At 71.9% G+C, this 18,673-nt stretch carries 18 protein-coding genes; 13 read left to right on the top strand and 5 right to left on the bottom strand.

Features of this window, described 5'->3' with window-relative positions:
- Nucleotides 1-181 precede the first annotated feature (181 nt).
- On the top strand, nt 182-1,270 hold the full coding sequence (locus tag ACZ7CF_RS40990; protein WP_470372403.1) for a P-loop NTPase family protein: 1,089 nt from the start codon (nt 182-184) through the stop codon (nt 1,268-1,270).
- Here the strand turns inward: ACZ7CF_RS40990 and ACZ7CF_RS40985 are convergent.
- Nucleotides 1,232-2,470: a glycosyltransferase family 2 protein gene (locus tag ACZ7CF_RS40985; protein WP_360400533.1), complete on the bottom strand. Its 1,239-nt coding sequence runs from the start codon at nt 2,468-2,470 to the stop codon at nt 1,232-1,234. The two genes, ACZ7CF_RS40990 and ACZ7CF_RS40985, sit on opposite strands and share 39 nt — an antisense overlap.
- A 478-nt stretch (nt 2,471-2,948) precedes the next feature.
- Between ACZ7CF_RS40985 and ACZ7CF_RS40980 the strand changes: the two genes are divergently transcribed.
- From ACZ7CF_RS40980 to ACZ7CF_RS40955, 6 genes are all read left to right on the top strand, one after another.
- Entirely contained in the window at nt 2,949-4,484 is a 1,536-nt protein-coding gene (locus tag ACZ7CF_RS40980; RefSeq protein WP_470372402.1) for an RICIN domain-containing protein, read from the top strand.
- A 219-nt stretch (nt 4,485-4,703) separates the two neighbouring features.
- Entirely contained in the window at nt 4,704-6,224 is a 1,521-nt protein-coding gene (locus tag ACZ7CF_RS40975) for an RICIN domain-containing protein (protein ID WP_470372401.1), read from the top strand.
- A 1-nt stretch (nt 6,225) separates the two neighbouring features.
- Nucleotides 6,226-7,422, top strand: coding sequence for an RICIN domain-containing protein (locus ACZ7CF_RS40970; RefSeq protein WP_470372400.1), 1,197 nt, complete (start codon nt 6,226-6,228; stop codon nt 7,420-7,422).
- 115 nt (nt 7,423-7,537) lie between these two features.
- Nucleotides 7,538-8,098, top strand: coding sequence for an EF-hand domain-containing protein (locus ACZ7CF_RS40965; RefSeq protein WP_360400545.1), 561 nt, complete (start codon nt 7,538-7,540; stop codon nt 8,096-8,098).
- A 149-nt stretch (nt 8,099-8,247) separates the two neighbouring features.
- On the top strand, nt 8,248-8,643 hold the full coding sequence (locus ACZ7CF_RS40960; protein ID WP_360400548.1) for a YciI family protein: 396 nt from the start codon (nt 8,248-8,250) through the stop codon (nt 8,641-8,643).
- Nucleotides 8,640-9,881, top strand: coding sequence for an RNA polymerase sigma factor (locus ACZ7CF_RS40955; RefSeq protein WP_470372399.1), 1,242 nt, complete (start codon nt 8,640-8,642; stop codon nt 9,879-9,881). Before ACZ7CF_RS40960 ends, ACZ7CF_RS40955 begins: the two co-directional genes overlap by 4 nt.
- Before the next feature lie 51 nt (nt 9,882-9,932).
- Here ACZ7CF_RS40955 and ACZ7CF_RS40950 read toward each other — a convergent pair whose 3' ends face one another.
- A complete protein-coding gene (locus ACZ7CF_RS40950; RefSeq protein ID WP_470372398.1) occupies nt 9,933-10,499 on the bottom strand; it encodes a TetR/AcrR family transcriptional regulator in 567 nt (188 codons plus the stop codon).
- Between the two features lie 88 nt (nt 10,500-10,587).
- Here ACZ7CF_RS40950 and ACZ7CF_RS40945 point away from each other — a divergent pair, with 88 nt between their 5' ends.
- The 4 genes from ACZ7CF_RS40945 to ACZ7CF_RS40930 all read left to right on the top strand — a co-directional run bounded on the left by ACZ7CF_RS40945 (nt 10,588) and on the right by ACZ7CF_RS40930 (nt 13,766).
- Entirely contained in the window at nt 10,588-11,532 is a 945-nt protein-coding gene (locus ACZ7CF_RS40945) for a ketopantoate reductase family protein (RefSeq protein WP_470372397.1), read from the top strand.
- A gap of 149 nt (nt 11,533-11,681) precedes the next feature.
- Nucleotides 11,682-11,978, top strand: a complete 297-nt coding sequence (locus ACZ7CF_RS40940; RefSeq protein WP_360400560.1) for a DUF3040 domain-containing protein — start codon at nt 11,682-11,684, stop codon at nt 11,976-11,978.
- A gap of 57 nt (nt 11,979-12,035) precedes the next feature.
- The gene (locus tag ACZ7CF_RS40935; RefSeq protein ID WP_470372396.1) at nt 12,036-12,851 is read left to right on the top strand and encodes a VOC family protein; all 816 of its coding nucleotides are present in this window, start codon (nt 12,036-12,038) and stop codon (nt 12,849-12,851) included.
- A 222-nt stretch (nt 12,852-13,073) separates the two neighbouring features.
- Nucleotides 13,074-13,766, top strand: coding sequence for a response regulator transcription factor (locus tag ACZ7CF_RS40930; RefSeq protein ID WP_470372441.1), 693 nt, complete (start codon nt 13,074-13,076; stop codon nt 13,764-13,766).
- Here ACZ7CF_RS40930 and ACZ7CF_RS40925 read toward each other — a convergent pair.
- From ACZ7CF_RS40925 to ACZ7CF_RS40915, 3 genes are read right to left on the bottom strand one after another with little or no spacing between them, the layout of a single operon-like run.
- On the bottom strand, nt 13,732-15,132 hold the full coding sequence (locus tag ACZ7CF_RS40925; RefSeq protein ID WP_360400566.1) for a pyridoxal phosphate-dependent decarboxylase family protein: 1,401 nt from the start codon (nt 15,130-15,132) through the stop codon (nt 13,732-13,734). The two genes, ACZ7CF_RS40930 and ACZ7CF_RS40925, sit on opposite strands and share 35 nt — an antisense overlap.
- Entirely contained in the window at nt 15,125-16,372 is a 1,248-nt protein-coding gene (locus ACZ7CF_RS40920; RefSeq protein WP_470372395.1) for an ATP-grasp domain-containing protein, read from the bottom strand. Before ACZ7CF_RS40920 ends, ACZ7CF_RS40925 begins: the two co-directional genes overlap by 8 nt.
- Before the next feature lie 25 nt (nt 16,373-16,397).
- A complete protein-coding gene (locus ACZ7CF_RS40915) occupies nt 16,398-16,925 on the bottom strand; it encodes a hypothetical protein (RefSeq protein WP_470372394.1) in 528 nt (175 codons plus the stop codon).
- Nucleotides 16,926-17,040: 115 nt separating this feature from the next.
- Between ACZ7CF_RS40915 and ACZ7CF_RS40910 the strand changes: the two genes are divergently transcribed.
- Together ACZ7CF_RS40910 and ACZ7CF_RS40905 are read left to right on the top strand one after the other, a co-directional pair.
- A complete protein-coding gene (locus ACZ7CF_RS40910) occupies nt 17,041-17,574 on the top strand; it encodes a hypothetical protein (protein WP_470372393.1) in 534 nt (177 codons plus the stop codon).
- Nucleotides 17,571-18,347 (top strand): hypothetical protein, encoded by a 777-nt coding sequence (locus ACZ7CF_RS40905; protein ID WP_470372392.1) that lies wholly within the window; start codon nt 17,571-17,573, stop codon nt 18,345-18,347. Before ACZ7CF_RS40910 ends, ACZ7CF_RS40905 begins: the two co-directional genes overlap by 4 nt.
- The last annotated feature ends 326 nt before the right edge of the window (nt 18,348-18,673 follow it).

Below are 18,673 nucleotides of genomic sequence, written 5' to 3'. Positions count from 1 at the left end.
TCGGGTGATCAGCCACGCGCCGGAAGTCGCCACCGGGCGGCAGCGGCATGCCTGTTCGGTGTCGTCTTCGCCGTCTTGCCCACCGATCGAACCCGGTTGGCGTGTAGGCGAAAGCGGAGGGTGAGCGGTGCGGTGGCGCCGAGGGCTGCCGGAGCCGGCCGGAGTCGTTACGGTGCCGATCGTGCCGTTCATCGACATCGTTCCGATCGGTCCGGCCGGCTCCGGCAAGACATGTCTGCTGGCCGCGATGAAGCAAGGGCTCGACACGCACTCGTCTGACGCGGTCCCCGTGCTCAGCGCGGATCCGACCACCACCTTGAGGCTGGACCAGACGTGGGGCTTGGTGCGGGCCGACGGGTCGGGGTGGCCCGCGGCCACCGACCGCGACGCGTGGGCGGAACTGTGCTTCGAGGCGTGGTGTGACGACGGGGAGCCGTTGTACGAGGTGGGACTGGTCGACTACGACGGCTCGTGCGTCACGGTGGACGGGCATCCGGTGAGCCGGACGTTGGCCGCGCGCGTCCGCAGGGCTGATGCGGTGCTGTGCGTCCTGGACGGCGCGCGGGTCGCGGCCCTGCTCGGCGGTGAGCGCGCGTTCTTCGAGCACACCATGTCCGGGGTGTGGAAGCTGGCCGCCGGCCGGGGCAAGGTCGTGCGGTTCGTGGTGACCAAGTGGGACCTGCTGGAGGGGCGTGCCACGTTGGAGCAGGTTCGTGACGCGCTGGCCGGGGTGCCCGGTTTCGCGGCGGCGGCACGGCGGTCATCGGGGTGGCGCAACGCGCCCGGCTCGGTTGGGCTGATCCCGGTCAGCGTCGTCGGCGAGGAACCAGGGCGGCAGGCGGTGGTGCCGTTGTGGTCGGCGCTGGCGCCGGTGCTGCAGGTGGCCGCCGAACGGGCCCGGCGCACGGGGCGGGGTGGTTCGGCGGCGGCCGAGGTCGGGGTGAACTGGTTGGCGCAGGCGGTGACGGCGGAGGCGGTGCGGCGGGTGCTGCACCGCGTGGTGGGCGAGGTGCCGGAGGGACGTGGCGCGCGGCGGTACGCGGGATTCGCGGCGGCGGGGGCATCGATGCTGGCGGAGGCCGCGGTCAGGACCTGGTCCGACCGGGCCACGCGCCCTGTTCACGGACAGGCGGGGCGGGCGAGGTTGCTGCGGCGTGCGGCCGAGGCGTGCCAGTGGGAGCTGGACGACTTCCGCCACAGGTTCCCGGCCTCCGCCCTGCACGGTGTCGTCTCATCGCTGCCGACGTCGTTGCGGCGCCGGGTCGGTTGAGCGCCGCCAGGACCGCACGCCGAGCAGCGCGCCGGCGACGGCGGCCGCGATCAGCACTGCCTTCCGACGTGTGGTGACCGGGGTCAGCGCGGGTCGTCGGCCGTGGCGGCCGGTCCAGGTGGTCAGGCTGCGGCCCAGGACCCACTCGCGGAACAGCCACCAGGCGTTCAGCGGTCCGGTGAGGTTCTGCAGGACGATCCAGCTGGGCAGGCACTTCACCGTGGTGCGCCATCCGAGCTGCCGGACCGCGACCGCGACCGAGGCGACGGTGACCACGATCCACAGTGGACTCCACCAGCTGCGCAGCCCGCGCACCACGCCGTGGCGGGCCACGTAGAGGGGCAGGGTGCAGATGGCCATGCCGCCGACGAGTGAGTCGACGACCTGGGAGGCGACGATGATGAACGCTCCGCCGTCCATGACCGGAGCACGGTGTTTGACCATGGTCTGGGCGAACCCGGCGGTCCAGCGGTGCATCTGGGAGAGCAGCTCGGACAGCGAGGTGGGTTCGCCGGTGTAGACGAACGCTTCGGGGGTGAAGGCGACGCGGTGACCGAGGCGGTGCAGGGTCCAGGTGAGGTTGAAGTCCTCGGTGATGTTGTCGTCGGGGTAGCCGCCGACCTCGCGCAGCACGTCGGTGCGGTGGCAGTTGGCCATGCCGCTCAGGACCAACTGCCGGTGGAACACGTCTTGGAGTGGCCGGATCCAGCCGTTGGCGATGGCGTGGTAGAGCGTGCGGTAGCGGCTGTAGGGGGTGTCGGTGTCGCGGGGCATGGCCGAGGGGCAGGTTCCGGCGTAGCCGCGGCGCAGGGTGGCCATCATCTGCTCCACCGCGCGAGGGGACAGGGTGGCGTCGGCGTCGAGCGCGACGACGGCGTCGCTGGTGATCCTGGGCAGGGCCATGTTCTGCGCCGCCGCCTTCGACCCGCCTTTGCCTTCTATGACGACCACGCCCAGACCGCGGGCGATGTCGGCGGTGCGGTCGGAACAGTTGTCCGCGACCACGATGATCTGGTCAATCGGATGGCTCTGTGCGCGGCAGGATTTGATTGTCCCCGCGATTGACGCCTCCTCGTTGTGTGCCGGGATCACCAACGACACGCTGCTCGGGAAGTGCGACCACGCCCTTTCCCCGAAATGGCCCGTGACCGTCTTCCGTTCGCCTTCGGTCAGCTTCAGGTGTGCGTCTTCCGCCCTCATTCGAGGGTGTCCCCAATCCGATTCGAACCAATGCCGACACCGTCAACAGGACCGCACCGATGCCGGTGCTGGCCAGCAAGGACATAACCCTCCCCACGTCGCGTCCTACTACACAGCATTGCTGGTTCAGCCGCTGGGTAGCGATACCTCGATCAGGTAGGACCGCGATCGGAAAGCGCCGTCACCAACCGTGACCGCGAAGCGGGACGCCGCAGCTCAGGCTCACCGAATGCGACACCGAATCACCTGCCCGGCCGAGGGAGATCAGACCACCGGCGTGTTCCCGGGAGCGTCCGGAGCGTTGTCGATGCCCTGCACAGGTGATTCCCGCGGCAGGGTGTTGCAGATGACGGAAACGCACACCTTCGGGTTGACCGGCCGGTTTGCCTATTCCTTTGTGAGATCGACGTTGTAATCCTCGGTCAGAGGTCCGCAGTCACGAAGCGGTCTCAAGGCCTGGTCGAGGAGGCACTACGCCATGCCCGTCACCACACCGGTTTCCCCGTCCGACGTCGAACTGTCGACCAACCCCGACTCACCGGACAGCCACCGTGAGCAGGTGCTGGTGCAGCTGCCCGGCTCCGGGGTGGTCCCGAAGATCGACGTGTACTTCCTGACCGACAGCACCGGCAGCATGGGCGGCATCATCGGCGCGGTCAGCGCGCGGGTGGAGGACATCCTGAACAGGCTGATCACCGCCGCGAACGCGGTCGGCGCGGACGTGAACTTCGGTGTCGGGAACTACAAGGACATGGAGGACCCGCAACCCGATCGCTTCCGCAGTCAGGTCCCCCTGGGCACGAGCACCGCGGCTGCGGCCAACGGCATCCGGGCCTGGAGCGCCGCCGGTGGTGGTTGGAGCCACGCGGAGGGCCAGTTCTACGCGCTGGACCAGCTCGCGCAGCCCCCCGGCGGGTCGATCGGTTGGCGTGCCGGCACCAAGCGGATCGTCGTCTGGATCGGCGACATGCCAGGGCACGACCCGATCTGCCAGGGGTTGTCCGGCCTGACCTACGACATCACCGAGGCGTCGGTCACCGCCAAACTCCAGGCGCAGGGCATCTTCGTGCTCGCGATCAGCACCGGCCCCAGCGGGCCGGGTTCGGGGTTGAACGCGGATCCGGTTCCCCTGTCCTCCGGTGGAGGCGTGTACGAGAGCTTCTGCGGCGCTTTCGGCGGTCTGGCCGGCCAGGGTTCGCGCATCGCCGCCGCGACCGGCGGCACGTACACCGAGGGGATCACCCCTGACACCGTGGTGCAGACGATCATCAACCTCGGCACCGCGGGCATCTCCACGCTGGGCAACGTCAGCCTCGTGCCGGGCACGGCGATCGCGCCTTTCGTGCGCGTCCACCCCGCCGGCGGTCACGGTCCCTTCACCGGCGCCCATCCCGGCACGCTGGACTTCGAGCTGGAGTTCCCCGCCGTGACACCCGTCTCCGGTACGCCGGTGACCCAGGAGGTCGCGGTGGAAGGCGATGTCGACGTGGTCGTGGACGGGGTGCGGACCGGCTCGACCCGGGTGAAGATCACCGTGCCCGACCTGGCCGGGCAGTACAAGATCCAGAGCACGCTCAGCGGCCTGTACCTCCAACTCGACGACCCCGGCTGGACCGGTGACGGTGCCAACGTCGACCAGAACACCTACACCGGCCTGGCCGCTCAGCACTGGGAGCTGATGCCGGTCTCCGGCGGCGGTTACCGGATCAAGAACTGCGACCCGGCCCGCGACCGCTACCTGGAAGTGGTCGGCATGTCCTTCGACGACGGCGCCGAGGTCCTCACCCGGTCCGACCCCAGCGGCCCGCACAAGGAATGGCTGCTCATACCGGCGGGTTCCTCTGGTGCGGGCGGCCTGGTGTTCCGCATCCAGAACCTGCACACCGGCAAGGTCCTCGACATCCAGGGCGGCAGCACGCAGCAGGACGCGCCGGTGTTCCAGTACTTCTACTGGGGCGACTACCCCGCCTACCACGAGAACCACAACCAGCACTGGCGGCTGGAACGCCTCTGACACAGCGCCTCCCGCGCATCACGCGCCGGACCGGTGCGGCCGCGGACCGTGATGCCCACCGGCTCCGGCCGCCCTCCGGAGAAGGACCGCCGACGGTCGACACGCCGACATCCGGGTTGGCCGACCGAACTCACGGTCCCCCTCAACCGAGACCGCGCCGCCGATCACGGATCTGCGACCACCTGACGACCCGACAGCGGAAGAAGGAGCAGCCCCAGCATGCCCATCACCACACCGCCGACCCCGTCCGACATCGAGCTCTCGATCAACCCGAACTCGTCGGACAGCCATCACGAACAGGTCCAGGTGCAGCTGCCCGCCACCGGCGCGATCCCCAAGATCGACGTGTACTTCCTCGCCGACAGCACCGGCAGCATGACCGGCATCATCGACGCGGTCCGCGCCAGGGTGGAGGAAATCCTCACCAGGCTGGTCACCGCGGCCGGCCAGGTCGGCGCGGACGTGCAGTTCGGTGTGGGCAACTACCGGGACCTGGACTACCCCGTCACCCAGCGCTTCCACCACCAGGTCTCGCTGACCTCCAGCTCCCCGGCCGCCGCCGGCGCCATCCACGCCTGGACCGTGGCCGGCGGCACCACCGTCGCCGAAGGTCAGTTCTTCGCCCTGGACCACCTCGCCCAGCCTCCCGGCGGCACGATCGGCTGGCGTGCCGACGCCAAGCGGATCATCCTCTGGGTCGGCGACGCCCCGGGGCACGACCCGATCTGCCAGGCCGTGTCCGGTCTGACCCACACCATCACCGAGCACTCGGTGATCTCCAAGCTGCAGGCCGAGGGCATCGCCGTGCTGGTGATCAGCACCCCCTCCGGGTCGAGCGGACCAGGGCTCGACGTCGACCCGGTGCCGCTGTCCAACGGCGCCCCTTACCAGGGCAACTGCAGCATCGGCGGCACCGCCGGGCAGGGCAGCCGGGTCGCCGCCGCCACCGGCGGCACCTACACCGACGGCATCACCCCCGCCACGATCGTCGACACGATCATCACCCTGGGCACCACGGGCATCACCACCATCGGCAGCGTCAGCTTCGTTCCCGACACCACGATCGCGCCGTTCGTGCACGTCTCGCCCGCCGGCTACGGCCCCTTCCCCGGCACACAGCCGCAGACCCTGGACTTCGCGCTGGAGTTCCCCAGGGCCACGGCAGCTGCCGCCGCCCCGGTGACCCGGGCGATCACGGTGCAGGGCGCGGTCGACGTGGTCGTGGACGGCGTGCGGACCGGCTCCACCCAGGTGAAGATCACCGTGCCGGACCTGACCGGCAGCTACAAGATCCGCTGCACCCTGAGCGGCCTGTACCTGCAGCTGGACGATCCGAACTGGACCGGTGACGGCGCCAACGTCGACCAGAACGTCGACAGCGGCATCCCGGCCGTGGGATGGCAGCTGGTGCCCGTCCCCGGCGGCGGCTACCACATGAAGAACTGCGACCCGGCCCGTGACCGCTACCTGGAGGTGGTCGGCATGTCGATGGACAACGGCGCCGAGGTGCTCACCCGGTCCGATCCCAGCGGCACGCACAAGCAGTGGCTGTTCATCCCCGCCGGGGCGTCCCAGGGCGGGTCGGTGTTCCGCATCCAGAACCTGCACTCCGGCAAGGTCCTCGACGTCCGCAACCAGAGCCTGGACCCCGACGCACGGGTGACCCAGCAGAGCTACTGGGGCGACTACCCCACCTACCACGAGCACCACAACCAGCACTGGGTCCTGGAGCGCATCTGAGATGACTCCCCAGGACGACGCCCACCTCGCGCTGGTCAACGGCGCCAGCGGCAAGGCCCTGACGGCCGATGGCCCGCGGATCCGCCAGACCTGGCCCGACAACACCGCACCGGCGCAGCGGTGGAGGCTGCGCCGCACGGCGGAAAGCCGTCACACCGTCGTGGTGGAGAACACCGCGAGCGGGCTGGTGTTGTCCGTGGCCGGCGCCGCCGGGCACAACGGCGCCGAGGTGGTGCTGGAGGCACGACGGGAGAACGGTCAGCACCAGCTGTGGCGGCTGGTGCCGCTGCGCTCGGGCTGCCACGCCCTGGCGAACCTGGCCAGCGGCAAGTACCTGGACCTGTGGGACGCCGACTCCGGTCACGAGCCCCGGCTGGCCCAGTTCGACTTCTGGCACGGACCACAGCAGCGCTGGTGCCTGCGCCCAGTCGCACACCGCCGCAACAGCCGGGCCGTGGTCACCCTGGTCCGCGACGAACCTGACTTCTTCCCGATCTGGCTCGACTACTACTCCCGGTTCTTCGCACCGCAGGACATCCACGTCCTGGAACACCAGCCCGCACCCGGCCTGCCGCCCGACGACCGGTTCACGCGCATCCCGATCCACCACGACGAGTTCAGCAGCGACTGGCACCGCGACATCGTCCAGCAACACCAGCACGACCTCGTCGACCGCTACGACGTCGTGCTCAGCACCGACGTCGACGAGATCGTCACCCCCGACCCGCGCTACGGCGACCTGAGCCGCTACATCGACCAGTTCGACCAGGACTTCGTCAACTGCACCGGCTGGGAGGTCCTGCACCAGCACGACAGCGAAGCACCCTTCGACGCCGGACGCGGTGTGCTGGAGCAGCGCTCGACCTGGTTCTCCAACCCCCTGTACTCCAAGCCCCTGCTGGCGCGGATACCGATGACCTGGCTGGGCGGCTTCCACGAACGCGCCGACCAGGCCACCAACCCCGACCCGAACCTGTACCTGATCCACCTGCACCGCATGGACTACCAGCTCTGCCTCCGCCGTCACCAGCTGCGCACCACCCACAGGACCGCGCAGGACGACATCGACAACCACCGCGGCTACCAGAACCGCATCGTCGAGCCCGACGAGTTCCACCGCTGGTTCTACCGGGACAGGGTCTGCGGCGAGCCGATCCACCCCGAACCCATACCCGAGCACTGGCGCGGCACCGTGTGACCGCGCCGGCACGGGCAGTGACCCGACCCGACCCGATCGGGGCTATCCGGCTGTGCCCGACTTTCCGATGTTCTGAGCGAGCTCAAGTACCCACCACACCAGTCCGGAGGATGCAGTGCCTCTCACCGACCTGCTCAAAGCCAAGATCGACCACGGCTTCGCCCAGCTGGACGTGGACGGCGACGGTCTGTTGACCGAGCAGGACCACGTCCTGATGGGCCGCCGCACCGCCGAGTCCCTGGGCCACGCGTCCGGCTCGGCGGAGGAGCAGCGCATCGTGGACGCCTACCTGGGCATTTGGCGCGAGCTGCACGCACCCCACATCCCCGGCGGCGGCCAGGCCATCAGCCGCGAGCAGTTCCTCGCCTCCACCGGCAGTCTCGCCGATGACCCGCAGGCCGCCTCCGCGACCGTGGGAGCGCTTGCCAAGGCGTTCCTGGCGATCGCCGACACCGACGCGGACGGCAACGTCAGCCCGGAAGAGTTCCGGAAGTTCCAGCACGGGCACTTCCCGGACCTGACCGACGAGGAGTCGGCGCAGGCGTTCCACCACCTCGACCTCGACAGCGACGGGGTGCTGACGGCGGAGGAGTTCGTCCGGGCGTGCGTGGACTACTGGACCAGCACGGACCCCGACTCGCCCGGGAACTGGTGGGCGGGCCGCGCCCTGGGCTGAGGATTCGCGACGAGTGAGGTCGACGGGCAGGTCCTCCGTCATCCCGGAAGATTTTCTCCGACGGGATGTCGACACAGCGCGCACGGCTCCGACGTCCCAGGCGAGGATGGGGCCGACCGGCTGCGTCCACGACGAAGACCAAGGGGCCGATGGTGAAGTACGTGATCATGATCCACTCCAACCCGCAGCCGTGGGGGCACCCGACCTCCGACCACCTGCCCGAGTACCGGGTCATGCCGGACGAGCAGCGGGAACGGATGAACGCCGACTTCGCGGCCATGCTCGCGGACCTGCAGGAGAGGGGCGAGCTGCTGGGCGGTGAGGCGCTGGGAGCGCCCGAGTCGTCACGGCTCTACCGCTGGAGCGACGGCAAGCCCCTGGTCACCGACGGCCCGTACTCGGAGGCCAAGGAGCACCTGGCCGGGTTCTTCCTCGTCGACGTGGAGAGCCAGGAGCGCGCGGAGGAGATCGCGGCGCGGTTCAGCGGTCCTGGTGAGACCGTCGAGCTGCGTCCCGCGATGGGGCCAGGGGGTTCCGACCAGTGACCGCACAGGTGGTCGAGGACGTGTGGCGGCAGGAGTCCGCGCACGTCCTCGCCGCCCTGCTGCACCGGTATGGCGACCTGGGCGACTGCGAGGACGCGGCGCAGGAGGCAGCCGAGGCGGCGGCGCGGCAGTGGGACCGGGACGGCGTGCCCGGCAACCCCCGCGGCTGGCTCATCAGGGTCGCGTCCCGGCGGCTGATCGACCGGATGCGCACCGACGACGCGCGGACAGCGCGGGAGAACGCCCTCAGCGCCGCACTTCCCGCCGACGCCCGCCTCTCCCCCGCCGCCGACCGGTCACCGCACGAGGAAGCCGACGACACCCTGCGGTTGTTGCTGCTGTGCTGTCACCCGGGTCTGAGCCGGTCCTCGCAGGTCGCGTTGACGTTGCACGCCGTCGGCGGGCTGAGCACGGCGCAGATCGCCGCCGCCTACCTGGTTCCCGAGCGCACGATGACGCAACGCCTCACCAGGGCGCGCTCCACGTTGCGGGCGGCAGGTGCGGTGTTCCGGCTCCCGGCCCCAGCCGACCTGCCCGCGCGCGTCGCCGCCGTGCTCGACGTCTGCCACCTGATGTTCACCGAAGGGCACACGCGATCCACCGGTGACGCACTGGTCGACTCGCCGCTGGCCGAGGAAGCCATCCGCCTCACCCGGCAACTGCACGCGGTCGTACCCGACCACGACGAGGTCGCCGGCGCACTGGCGTTGATGCTCCTGACGCACGCCCGCGCGGCTGCCAGGACCGAGAACGGGAACCTCGTGCCGCTCGCGGAGCAGGACCGGTCCCGGTGGGACCACCGGCGGATCGCCGAAGGCGTGCGAATCCTGGAACGGGTGCTGCCGCGCGGGCACGTCGGCAGGTTCCAGCTGCAGGCCGCGATCGCCGCCGTCCACGCGGAGGCCGAGAGCTGGGAGGACACCGACTGGCGGCAGATCACCCTGCTCTACGCCATGCTGGCGCAGGTGGCGCCCAGTCCGGCCGTGACGCTCAACCAGGCGGTCGCGGTCGGGATGGCGTTCGGCCCCGAGGACGGCTTGGCCCTCCTCGGTCCGTTGCTCGACGATCCCGTGACGAGGCGGCACCACCGCACTCACGCCGTACGCGCGCACCTGGTGGAGATGACCGGCGACCTGCCCGGTGCGCTCGAGAGCTACCGCCAGGCGGCCCGTCTCACGGCGAGCCAACCCGAGCAGCGCTACCTCAACGCGCGGATCGGCCGTCTCGACGCGAAGTGAAGCCGGACGTCCACAAGGGAAAATGACACACGGCAGCCACCCGGCACAGCACTACCGGGGCTTCAGGCCAGCGAGCACGACGGTGACCACGCTGTCGGCCTCGGCACGCCATTGAGGACGGTCGTGCGCCGCGGTGATGCCGTGCAACGCCATCATGACGGCACTGGGCTCGACGTCGTCCCGCACGGTGCCCTCCGCCACCCCGGCCCGCACCAGCTCGACGACGGCCTGTTCCAGCGCGAGGCCGCCTTCCGCCAGTGCGCCGGAACGGGTGGCCATGAGCGTGGCCAGCGTGCGGGCCAGGCCCCGGTGGGCGTCCACGTACTCGACCATGCCGCGCAGGAACGCCGCCAGCGCGTCCGCCGCGGGGAGCTGGGCCCGCAGGTCGCGGACGCGGTCGCAGAGCGCGGCGACCTCGCCGCGGTAGACGGCCTCGGCCAGTGCCTCCCTGGTCGGGAAGTGGCGGTACAGCGTGCCGGTGCCGACGCCGGCGAGGCGGGCGAAGTCGTCGAAGCGCAGGTCGAAGAAGCTGCCGTCGGCGAAGAGCTCCCTGGCCTTGGCGACCAGGGCGTCCCGGTTGCGCCGGGCGTCGGCGCGCAGCGGCTTGGCGGTGTTCACGCGGTGCCTCTCGTTGACAAGTGGAGACCATCTCCATATCGTCGAAGTGGAGATCGTCTCCGTTTTATCGTACTCCACGGGGTGTGCAGTGAATATCCTCATGTTCGGTCGTGGCGCGATCAGCACCGGCTGCGGCTGGGCGCTGGAGCAGGCGGGCCACGACGTGGAGTTCTACGTGCGGCCGGGGCGCGCGGCGCAGTACGGGGACGCGGTGCGGCTGGAGCTCGTCGACGCGCGGCGGCGGCCGTGGGGGCGGCGGGTCGAGCAGCGGTGGCCGGTGCGCCTGCGGGAGGAGCTGGCGGCCGATCACGACTACGACCTCGTCGTGCTGAGCGTGCCCCACCACCGGCTGGCGGAGGCCGCCGAGTTCCTGGCGCCACGCGTCGGCGGCGCGACCGTGCTGGTGCTCGGCAACGTCTGGGAGGAACCGGAGGAGGCGGTCGAGCCGCTTCTCCTCGACCGGCTCGCGTGGGGCTTTCCCGGCTTCGGCGGCGCGTTCGGCGCGGACGGCGTGCTGCGCGGGGTGCTCCTGCCGCCGGTCGTCTTCGGCACGGTCGGTGCGCCGCCCACCGAGCGTGAACTGGTTGTGCGCCAGGTGTTCCGCGCGGCCGGGTTCCGCCCGCGGGAACGGCAGGACCTCCGCGGCTGGCTGTGGTTGCACTTCGTGGTGGACGCCGGTCTGCACGCGCAGGCGCTGCGCAGGGGCGCGCTCGCCGACCTGGTCGGCGTGCCGGGTGCCTTCCGCGAGGCGCTGCGCACCGGTCGCGAGCTGCTGCCGGTGCTGGAGGCGCGCGGGATCGACCTGCGCCGGCACCGGGCCGCCGTGCTGGGGCTCCGCGCGCCCGCCTGGCTGACGGGAAGCGTCCTCGCGTGGCTGGTCGCCCACTTCCCGCCGGCCCGTGCCAGCTTCCGGACCCACTGGGACGCGAGCGCCGCCGAGCCGCGGGAGATCGTCCGCGACGCCGTGGCGGAGGCCCGGCGGTGGGGTGTCGCGGTGCCCCGGCTGGAGGCGGCCCTGCTCGGAACTTCGTGAGCCCGCACGGGCCGTGCCCGCCCTGACCAGCGCACGAGCCGACTCGTGTACACAGGAGGGTGGTTGCCGGAACAAGTTCCACCGCGAGCGGTCGGCACGGACCCGGCCGCCGAGCGCGCACAGCACCTGCGAGAACAGGAGGTGTCCCGGTGGAACTCCCCGAGAAGGAGAGGCTCCAGCTCAAGGAGATCGAGAGGCAGCTCGCCGAGGAGGACCCGCGGTTCGCCGCCAGGCTGACCCGCAAGCCCCCGCCGCACCAGCGGCTGTCCCGCAAGGCGATGTTCGCCGTCCTGCTCGTGCTGGCCGACGTCGTCGGCCTGGCGGTGCTGGTGGGTGGTGTCACGCTCGGGTCGGTCGTGCTCATCGTGCTCGGCGTCGCCGTTCTCGCCGTCTTCCCCGTGCTGGTCGTCGTCCGCGCCTGGCAGGGCACGCGCGGGAAGCGGTGACCCCGCCCGCACCGCAGTCCGGTAGCCGCTGACGCCCCACAGGAGCCGACAACTTCCATGATCATCCGACCGGGACACCCGTGCTGGGTGGAGCTGGCCACGACCGACACCGAGCGCAGCACGGCCTTCTACGGGTCCGTGTTCGGCTGGCGGTACCACTGGATCAAGGACGGCGCGGGCGAGGACTACGCGATCGCCCTCCTGGACGGCGAACCGGTGGGCGGCGTCCGGCCGCTGGAGCGCGCGACGCTGGACTGGACGCCCTACCTGGCCGTCGCGGACCTGGCCGCCGCGGGCGAACGGGTGCGGCGGCTCGGTGGCACGGCACTGGAGACCCGGCAGCACGTCCTGCCCGGTCTCGTGGCCAAGGTCCTGGTCGACGACCCGAGCGGGGCGACGGTGGGGCTCGCCCAGCCCGTCGCCGACGGCTGGGGGTTCACCGCCGGGGTGCCGGGTGCGCTCGTGTGGCTGGAGTTCGTCACGCGCGCGCCCCGCCAGGCCGATCCGTTCTACGGCGCGCTCTTCGACTTCCGGCAGCGGCAGGTCGGGGACGGCACAGCCGTCGACCACGTCGTGTACTCCACCGGCGGGGACACGGTGATCGGCCGGGTGCGGATGGCGCCGGACACCCCGGCGACCGTGCCGCCGCGGTGGATCGCGCACTTCGCCGTGCCGCCCGGTCTGGACTTCGCCGAGACGCTGCACCGGGCCCGCACGGCCGGGGCGCGGCTGCGGTTCCAGCCCTACCCCTCGCCGCTGGGTCAGGTCGCGGTGCTGGCCGACCCGCTCGGCACCCGCTTCGCGATCATCGACCCGGAGCTGGCCTCGGACTGGGACGACCACTCACCGGCCGACGACCCCTACGACGACTGACGTCCGCGCACGGGCCGCAGGTGTCGACCGGGCAGATCACCGACCCGGACGTGTCACTTCTTCACCTGAACGACTGAACGCACAGGTCAACGCAGCGAGAACGCGACTCGGTCACCACTACAGTCGTGTGGTCCCCTACTTCTTGATTCACCCTCACGGCCTAGGCGGAACCACACTGAACGGCCTACCGACGCGTGCGCTCGGCGAGCTCACGTGACGTCGATGCACACCACCGCCGCCATCTGCCGGGTCTTGGCCGCCGACGCGACCCCGGTGTTCCGCGAAGGCCTGCGCACGGTCGTGCAGCGCACGATCGGCCTGGAGTGGGCCGGCGGCACGGACCACCCCGACGTCATCCGCGACAGCGTGCGCACCACGCTCCCGCACGTGGTCCTGCTGGACAGCGCGATCGACCCGCAGGGGCGGCTGACCGAGGAACTCGTCACGACCAACCCGAGGCTGCGGGTGGCGGTCCTGCTCCGCGAACGCGACCACACCCCCGCCTCCGTGCGCATCGCCAGGGCGGCCGGGGCGCACTGCCTGCTCAGCAGGGAGACCGACGCGTCGAGGATGGTCCGCGCGATCCTCCAGCCGGCGCCGGCCGGCCACTACATCGACCCCGGGCTGCTGCTGGCCCTCAACGCGCCGGGCCCGCACCCGTCCGGCAGCGGGCACGACGTGCTCACCTCACGGCAGTGCCAGACCCTCGCACTGGTCGCCGAGGGGAAGGTGGACGAGGACATCGCCCACGCCCTGGACATCGCCGTGACCACGGTGCGAACCCACGTCCGGGAGATCCGGCGGCGGCTCGGCGCCCACGACCGCGCCCACGCGGTCGCACTGGCCTACCACGTGGGCATCCTGCCGCTGCAACCGTCGCTCAGGACCTCCGTCCGGCGGCCTCGATCGCGGTGAGCACGGCGTCGAGGTCGGCCCGGGTGGTGCGCGGGTTGATCGTGCACAGCCGCACCGCGAGCCGGCCGTCCACAGTGGTCGTCGTGACGAACGCGCTGCCGGACTCGTTGACGGCGGCGCAGATCGCCGCCTGGAGCTCGTCGGAACCGCCGCGGTGGCGCAGGCAGACGATCCCCAGGCTCGGGCCCGCCACCAGTTCGAGGTCCCTGCTGGCGGTGACGCGGCGGGCGACGTGCTCGGCCTGGTCGAGGCCGTGGTCGACGGCGGCGCGGAAGGCGGCCACGCCGAAACCCTTGAGGGACAACCACAGCTTCAGCGCGCGGGCGGCGGTGGTGAACTGCACGCCGTGGTCGGACAGGTTCGTCTCGGCGGCTGCGGGCCGGGAGACGCTGAGGTAGTCGGCACCGGCGCGGTAGCGGTCGACGGTGAACGCCCTGCGCAGCACCTCGGGGTCGCGCACCAGCACGCAGCCGATCTCGTAGGGCTGGAACAGCCACTTGTGCGGGTCGACCACGACCGAGTCGGCCTCGTCCAGGCCGCGCAGGGCGGCGCGGCCGCGGTCGGTCAGTGCCGCGGCGGCACCGTGGGCGCCGTCCACGTGCAGCCACAGGTCTTCCGCCCGGCACAGCGCGGCGAGCTCGGGCAGCGGGTCGATCGCGCCGGTCGCGGTCGTGCCCGCCGTCGCCAGCACCAGGAACGGGCGCAGTCCGGCGGCGCGGTCGGCGTGGACCGCGTGCCGCACGGGCTCCGCGCGCAGCGCCGGCAGCAGCCGCACCTGGTCCCGCCGCAGCCCGAGGACGTGGCAGGCGCGCAGCACGGCGGGGTGGGTCTGGTCCGAGCAGTAGAGGACGCCGCCCGTCGCGTTCGTGCCGAGGCGGTCGTCGCGCGCGGCGGCGATCGCCGTCAGGTTGGCGAGCGCACCACCGGGGGTGAACACGCCGCCCGCGCCCTCCGGCAGTCCGAGCAGGCTCGCGAGCCACCGTGCGGTCACCAGCTCGACGGCCGCGGGTCCGGCGCCGACCGGCCACGCACCGGGCGAGGTGTTGAAGCCGGAGGCGAGCAGGTCGCCGAGCACGCTGAGGAAGTTGCCGGCGCTGGGGATGAACGCCAGGCAGCCGGGGTGCCCGAGCCGCAGCGAACGCGGCAAGACCTCGTGGGCGAGGAACTCGACGAGCAGGCCGGGGTCGGACGGGTGCTCGGGCACGGGGTCGTCCAGCACGTGCCGCAGCTCGTGCGGTGTCGCCGGTGTTCTGACCGGCTGGGCGCGCAGGCCGGTCAGGTGGTCGACGACGAGGTCGACCACCCGGTGCCCGAGCTCGCGCATGCGTTCCGGTGGCAGGTCGAGCCAGCCCTCCTCGTCAGCCATCGTCGACCACCACCGCGCGGCGCACGGCCCTGACCCAGTCCCGCGCCTCGGCCGTGAGCTCCGGAGCCGGCCGCACGGCGGCTGCCGGTCCGCGCCACTGCAGCAGGACGAGCTCCTCCCCCGGCCGGACCCGGTCACCGGGACGGGCGTGCGGCCACAGCAGCGCCTCGCCGGGCCGCAGGCCGACGAGGTCGCCGTCGCCCTGGTGGTGCGGCACGCCGCCGTCGAGCCGGTGCACACCCGCCTCGACCCCCTCCCGCAGCACACCGCTGCGGTCGGCGGTGACGACGAGCTGGCTGAGCTCCAGGTGCGGCACCTGCACCTCCTCGACGGGCAGTGACGGCGCCACCGCGGCGAGCACGTGCGTGCCGAGGGTGGGCAGCAGTCCCGCGGCGCGTTCCTGGGCCTGCACCAGCGACACGACCGTCTGGAACCTCGGGTTGATCTCGATGGCCAGCACGGCCGCAGCGGGTGTGACGAGCAGGTCGAGCCCGAACGCGCCGAGGAACCCCAGCCCGCCGAGCTGGTCGCCCACCAGTGCGCCCACCTCGCGGCACCGCGCCGCGGCACCGGGTGGGAGGTCGTCGTCGGCGATCAGCTGGTTGCCGCAGTGCGCGCCCCAGTACGGCGTCAGCTCGGGGATGCCCACCAGCTGGTGGGACAACGCGGACACCACCGTGCCGTGCCGCGTCACGCATCCGCTCACCGTCACCGGGACTCCGTCGACGTGGACCGACACCCGCAGCGCCTCACCGGCCCACTCGCGCAGCACGTCGGCGCGCTGCCGCGGTGTGGTGACCAGGCGCGTGCCCTTGCCGGTGAGGTTGTTCGCCCGGCGCTGCACGACGAGCGGACCCGTTGCGGCGTCGGGGATCTCGCCCTCGACGACCCATGTGCGCGGTGTGTCCGCACCGGCCGCCGCGAACAGCTCCAGCGAGGTGATCTTGTCGGCCGCGGTGGCCACGGCGGCCGGGTCGGCGGCCAGCAGCCGCAGGCCCGCCGCAGCCGCCCAGGCGTGTGCGCCGATCCCGTCCTCGGGTGCGAAGCTCACCGCGAGCCCGTGCGGTTCAGCCGGTCGCGCGGGCGGCGGGAGGTCCGCCTCGCGCCGGTGGTCCCGGTGGGCGATGCGCAGCCACGGGATCACAGGCGTGGCCACCGCACCGAGGAACGGCGACCGGTCGTGCCACGTCAGGTGCGGCGCGTGCGCGCGTAACAGCCGCACGCCCTCGTCGAGGGGCACGCCACCGATGGTCGGCACGGCGGGCTCAGAGGACGGTGAAGGTGCCGGCCGACGACTGCCGGGTGATGCCTTCCGCGGTGAGGCACCGCGCGAGGTCGACCGCGGGGGCCACCTGCACGGCCTGGGCTGACCGCCCGGCGAACACGCCGCCGGTGATCGTGCCGGTCTTGGTGACCACGTCGGCGCCGGGGGCGGACGTGACGGTCACGGTGTAGGTGAACGTGCTGGTCCGCCCGTCCGCCCACCTGATCACGCGGCTCTCCGGCACGGCGGCGAGCGGTTCCAGGCACCCGGCGGTGCGGTCCACGGTGAACTCGCTGGTGCCGCCCGTGACCACACCGGTGCACGAGGTGTACTCGTCCCGCACCGACGTGCGCAGCGGTCGCGGCACCAGCACGACACCGGGCGAGTACGTCCAGGTCGACGTCGTCGTGCACGCCACGACGGGCGTGTCCGCGACCGCGGCCGCACCGGGAACGGCGGGCACGAGCGCCGCGACGACGACGCCGAGGGCGCGGCAGGACTTGGCGAGGTGGCTCATTCGGTCACGCATCCTGATCTCGAAGCACCGGGGGGTGAGCGGATCGTATTGATCACGAGTCGATCCGGGTGATCACCGGATCGGGTACACCGTGCGACACTGCGGTCCCCCTACGAGAGGTGCGCAGATGGTTCCCGAAGACCTCGTCGTGTGGCGCCGCCGGCAGGACGCGGGTCAGCCCAACCCCTGGTCGGAGGGCCTGCGGCTGCTCGCGGACGACGAGCGGCCCGCGGCGCTGGACACCGGTTACCTGACCGCCGCGGACCTCGCGAACCCCGACGTCGCCGCCAACACCAGGGCGATCGAGGAGACGGCCGCGCTGGTCACCTGGGTCGCCGAGGACGAGGACGAGGGCAGGGCGTTCGGCTACTGGCGCGGACCGGGCCACCTCCCGCTCACCGCGGCGCCCGTCGTCGTCCTCGACAACGAGGGCCAGTTCGAGCGCCTCCGCGGCAGCAGCCTCAGCGAGGCCCTCAGCGACGAGTACGGCCAGTGGGCCGACGACGGCTACGCCGGTGTGGTCGCGCGGTGCCGGGCGGAGGGCGTCCCGATCAGCGCCGACGACCCCGACGACCTGCCGGAGCCGGCCGTGTCGCCGACCCCGGACGAGCACCACGGCGCCCGGTACCGCGCGCTGCTCGCCGAAGGCGCGGCTGGATGACCGGTGTCACCGCCGGGCAGCTGGTGGCCGCGGTCGAGCAGATGACCGGGCTGCCGTGGCCGGACGACGGGCGGCTCGACTGGGAGGTCGACGGGCTCGCCGGGCACACGGACGTCCACCAGCACGTGCTGCCCCTTGCTGCCGTGCCGTCGTCCTTCCTCGACCTGGCCGACCGGAGCTGGGGCACGCGCCACCGCGCCGGTGCGAGCCGCTTCATCGACTCCGAGGTGGTGTGGTGGCGGTCCGGGGACGACGCCGTCGCCCTGGTCGGCACCCCCGCCGCCGTGGTGGTGCTGCCGGCGCGGTGGCTGGCAGAGCCACCTGCCGGAAGTGACGTGTCGCCGGTCGTCGCGGACTTCCTCTCCGGTGACGGCGAACGCGTCCTGTCCTCGGTGTGGGCGGTCTTCGGGACCCGTGACCCCGAGGTCCTGGCCCCGCTGGTCCCCGCGCTGCGCGCCGTCGAGGAGGCGACCGCGGACGTCGAGCTCGGCGGCCTGCTCGTGTCCAACCACTCCAACCTGGAGCACGCGCTCGACCGGGTCCGGCTCTTCGCCGCCGGGACGTGCCTGTGCGCGGCGTACCCCGCGCACCAGTTCTACGACCCGGCGAAGGAGAGCGGGCGCCGGCACGTCCGGGTCGTGCGGACGGTTCCCAATGACCGGCAGTGGGTGCCCGACCGCGTCTGCGAGTGCCTCGACTGCGGCCGGCGGTTCCAGGTCGAGCAGGGCGAGTACCACTACCCCTGGTGGAAGTGGACCCCGGTCGCCGGGTGACCGGGCAGACACGAACCGCTCCCGGACCCCGCTCCGAACACCAGGTGGAGCGTGCGGCCGAAGCTGAGAGCCGGGGTCTGCGATGAGCGGCTGTTCTCAGCGGCGACCGCGTGCTGCGGACCCACCGTTGAGCGTTCGGCGGGGTGCCCGCTTACGGTGGGTCGAGGAACGAGAGGTCCAACGCCCGCAGCGTCGTCGTGGCTGCTGCGGGTTCGGCGTTCTGGGAGCGTGAGTCATGAGTGCCATCACCACGCCGACGAAGCCGGCCAACGCGGCCGCGCGCGTCGCAGGGGCGGCGGCCAACGCTGCCGATGAGCGGTTCCACG

It is taken from the genome of Lentzea sp. NPDC036955, from assembly GCF_055608005.1.
Note: the sequence above shows the minus strand (reverse complement) of the source record. Positions and strands in the feature narration are given on the sequence as shown.

Bases quoted from the DNA above. Each gene is read 5' to 3' on its own strand.
- ACZ7CF_RS40975 (WP_470372401.1), top strand. From the start codon at position 4,704: ATGCCCATCACCACACCGCCGACCCCGTCCGACATCGAGCTCTCGATC.
- ACZ7CF_RS40930 (WP_470372441.1), top strand. From the start codon at position 13,074: ATGCACACCACCGCCGCCATCTGCCGGGTCTTGGCCGCCGACGCGACC.
- ACZ7CF_RS40915 (WP_470372394.1), bottom strand. From the start codon at position 16,925: ATGCGTGACCGAATGAGCCACCTCGCCAAGTCCTGCCGCGCCCTCGGC.
- ACZ7CF_RS40925 (WP_360400566.1), bottom strand. From the start codon at position 15,132: ATGGCTGACGAGGAGGGCTGGCTCGACCTGCCACCGGAACGCATGCGC.
- ACZ7CF_RS40935 (WP_470372396.1), top strand. From the start codon at position 12,036: ATGATCATCCGACCGGGACACCCGTGCTGGGTGGAGCTGGCCACGACC.
- ACZ7CF_RS40960 (WP_360400548.1), top strand. From the start codon at position 8,248: ATGGTGAAGTACGTGATCATGATCCACTCCAACCCGCAGCCGTGGGGG.
- ACZ7CF_RS40970 (WP_470372400.1), top strand. From the start codon at position 6,226: ATGACTCCCCAGGACGACGCCCACCTCGCGCTGGTCAACGGCGCCAGC.
- ACZ7CF_RS40985 (WP_360400533.1), bottom strand. From the start codon at position 2,470: ATGAGGGCGGAAGACGCACACCTGAAGCTGACCGAAGGCGAACGGAAG.
- ACZ7CF_RS40980 (WP_470372402.1), top strand. From the start codon at position 2,949: ATGCCCGTCACCACACCGGTTTCCCCGTCCGACGTCGAACTGTCGACC.
- ACZ7CF_RS40905 (WP_470372392.1), top strand. From the start codon at position 17,571: ATGACCGGTGTCACCGCCGGGCAGCTGGTGGCCGCGGTCGAGCAGATG.
- ACZ7CF_RS40910 (WP_470372393.1), top strand. From the start codon at position 17,041: ATGGTTCCCGAAGACCTCGTCGTGTGGCGCCGCCGGCAGGACGCGGGT.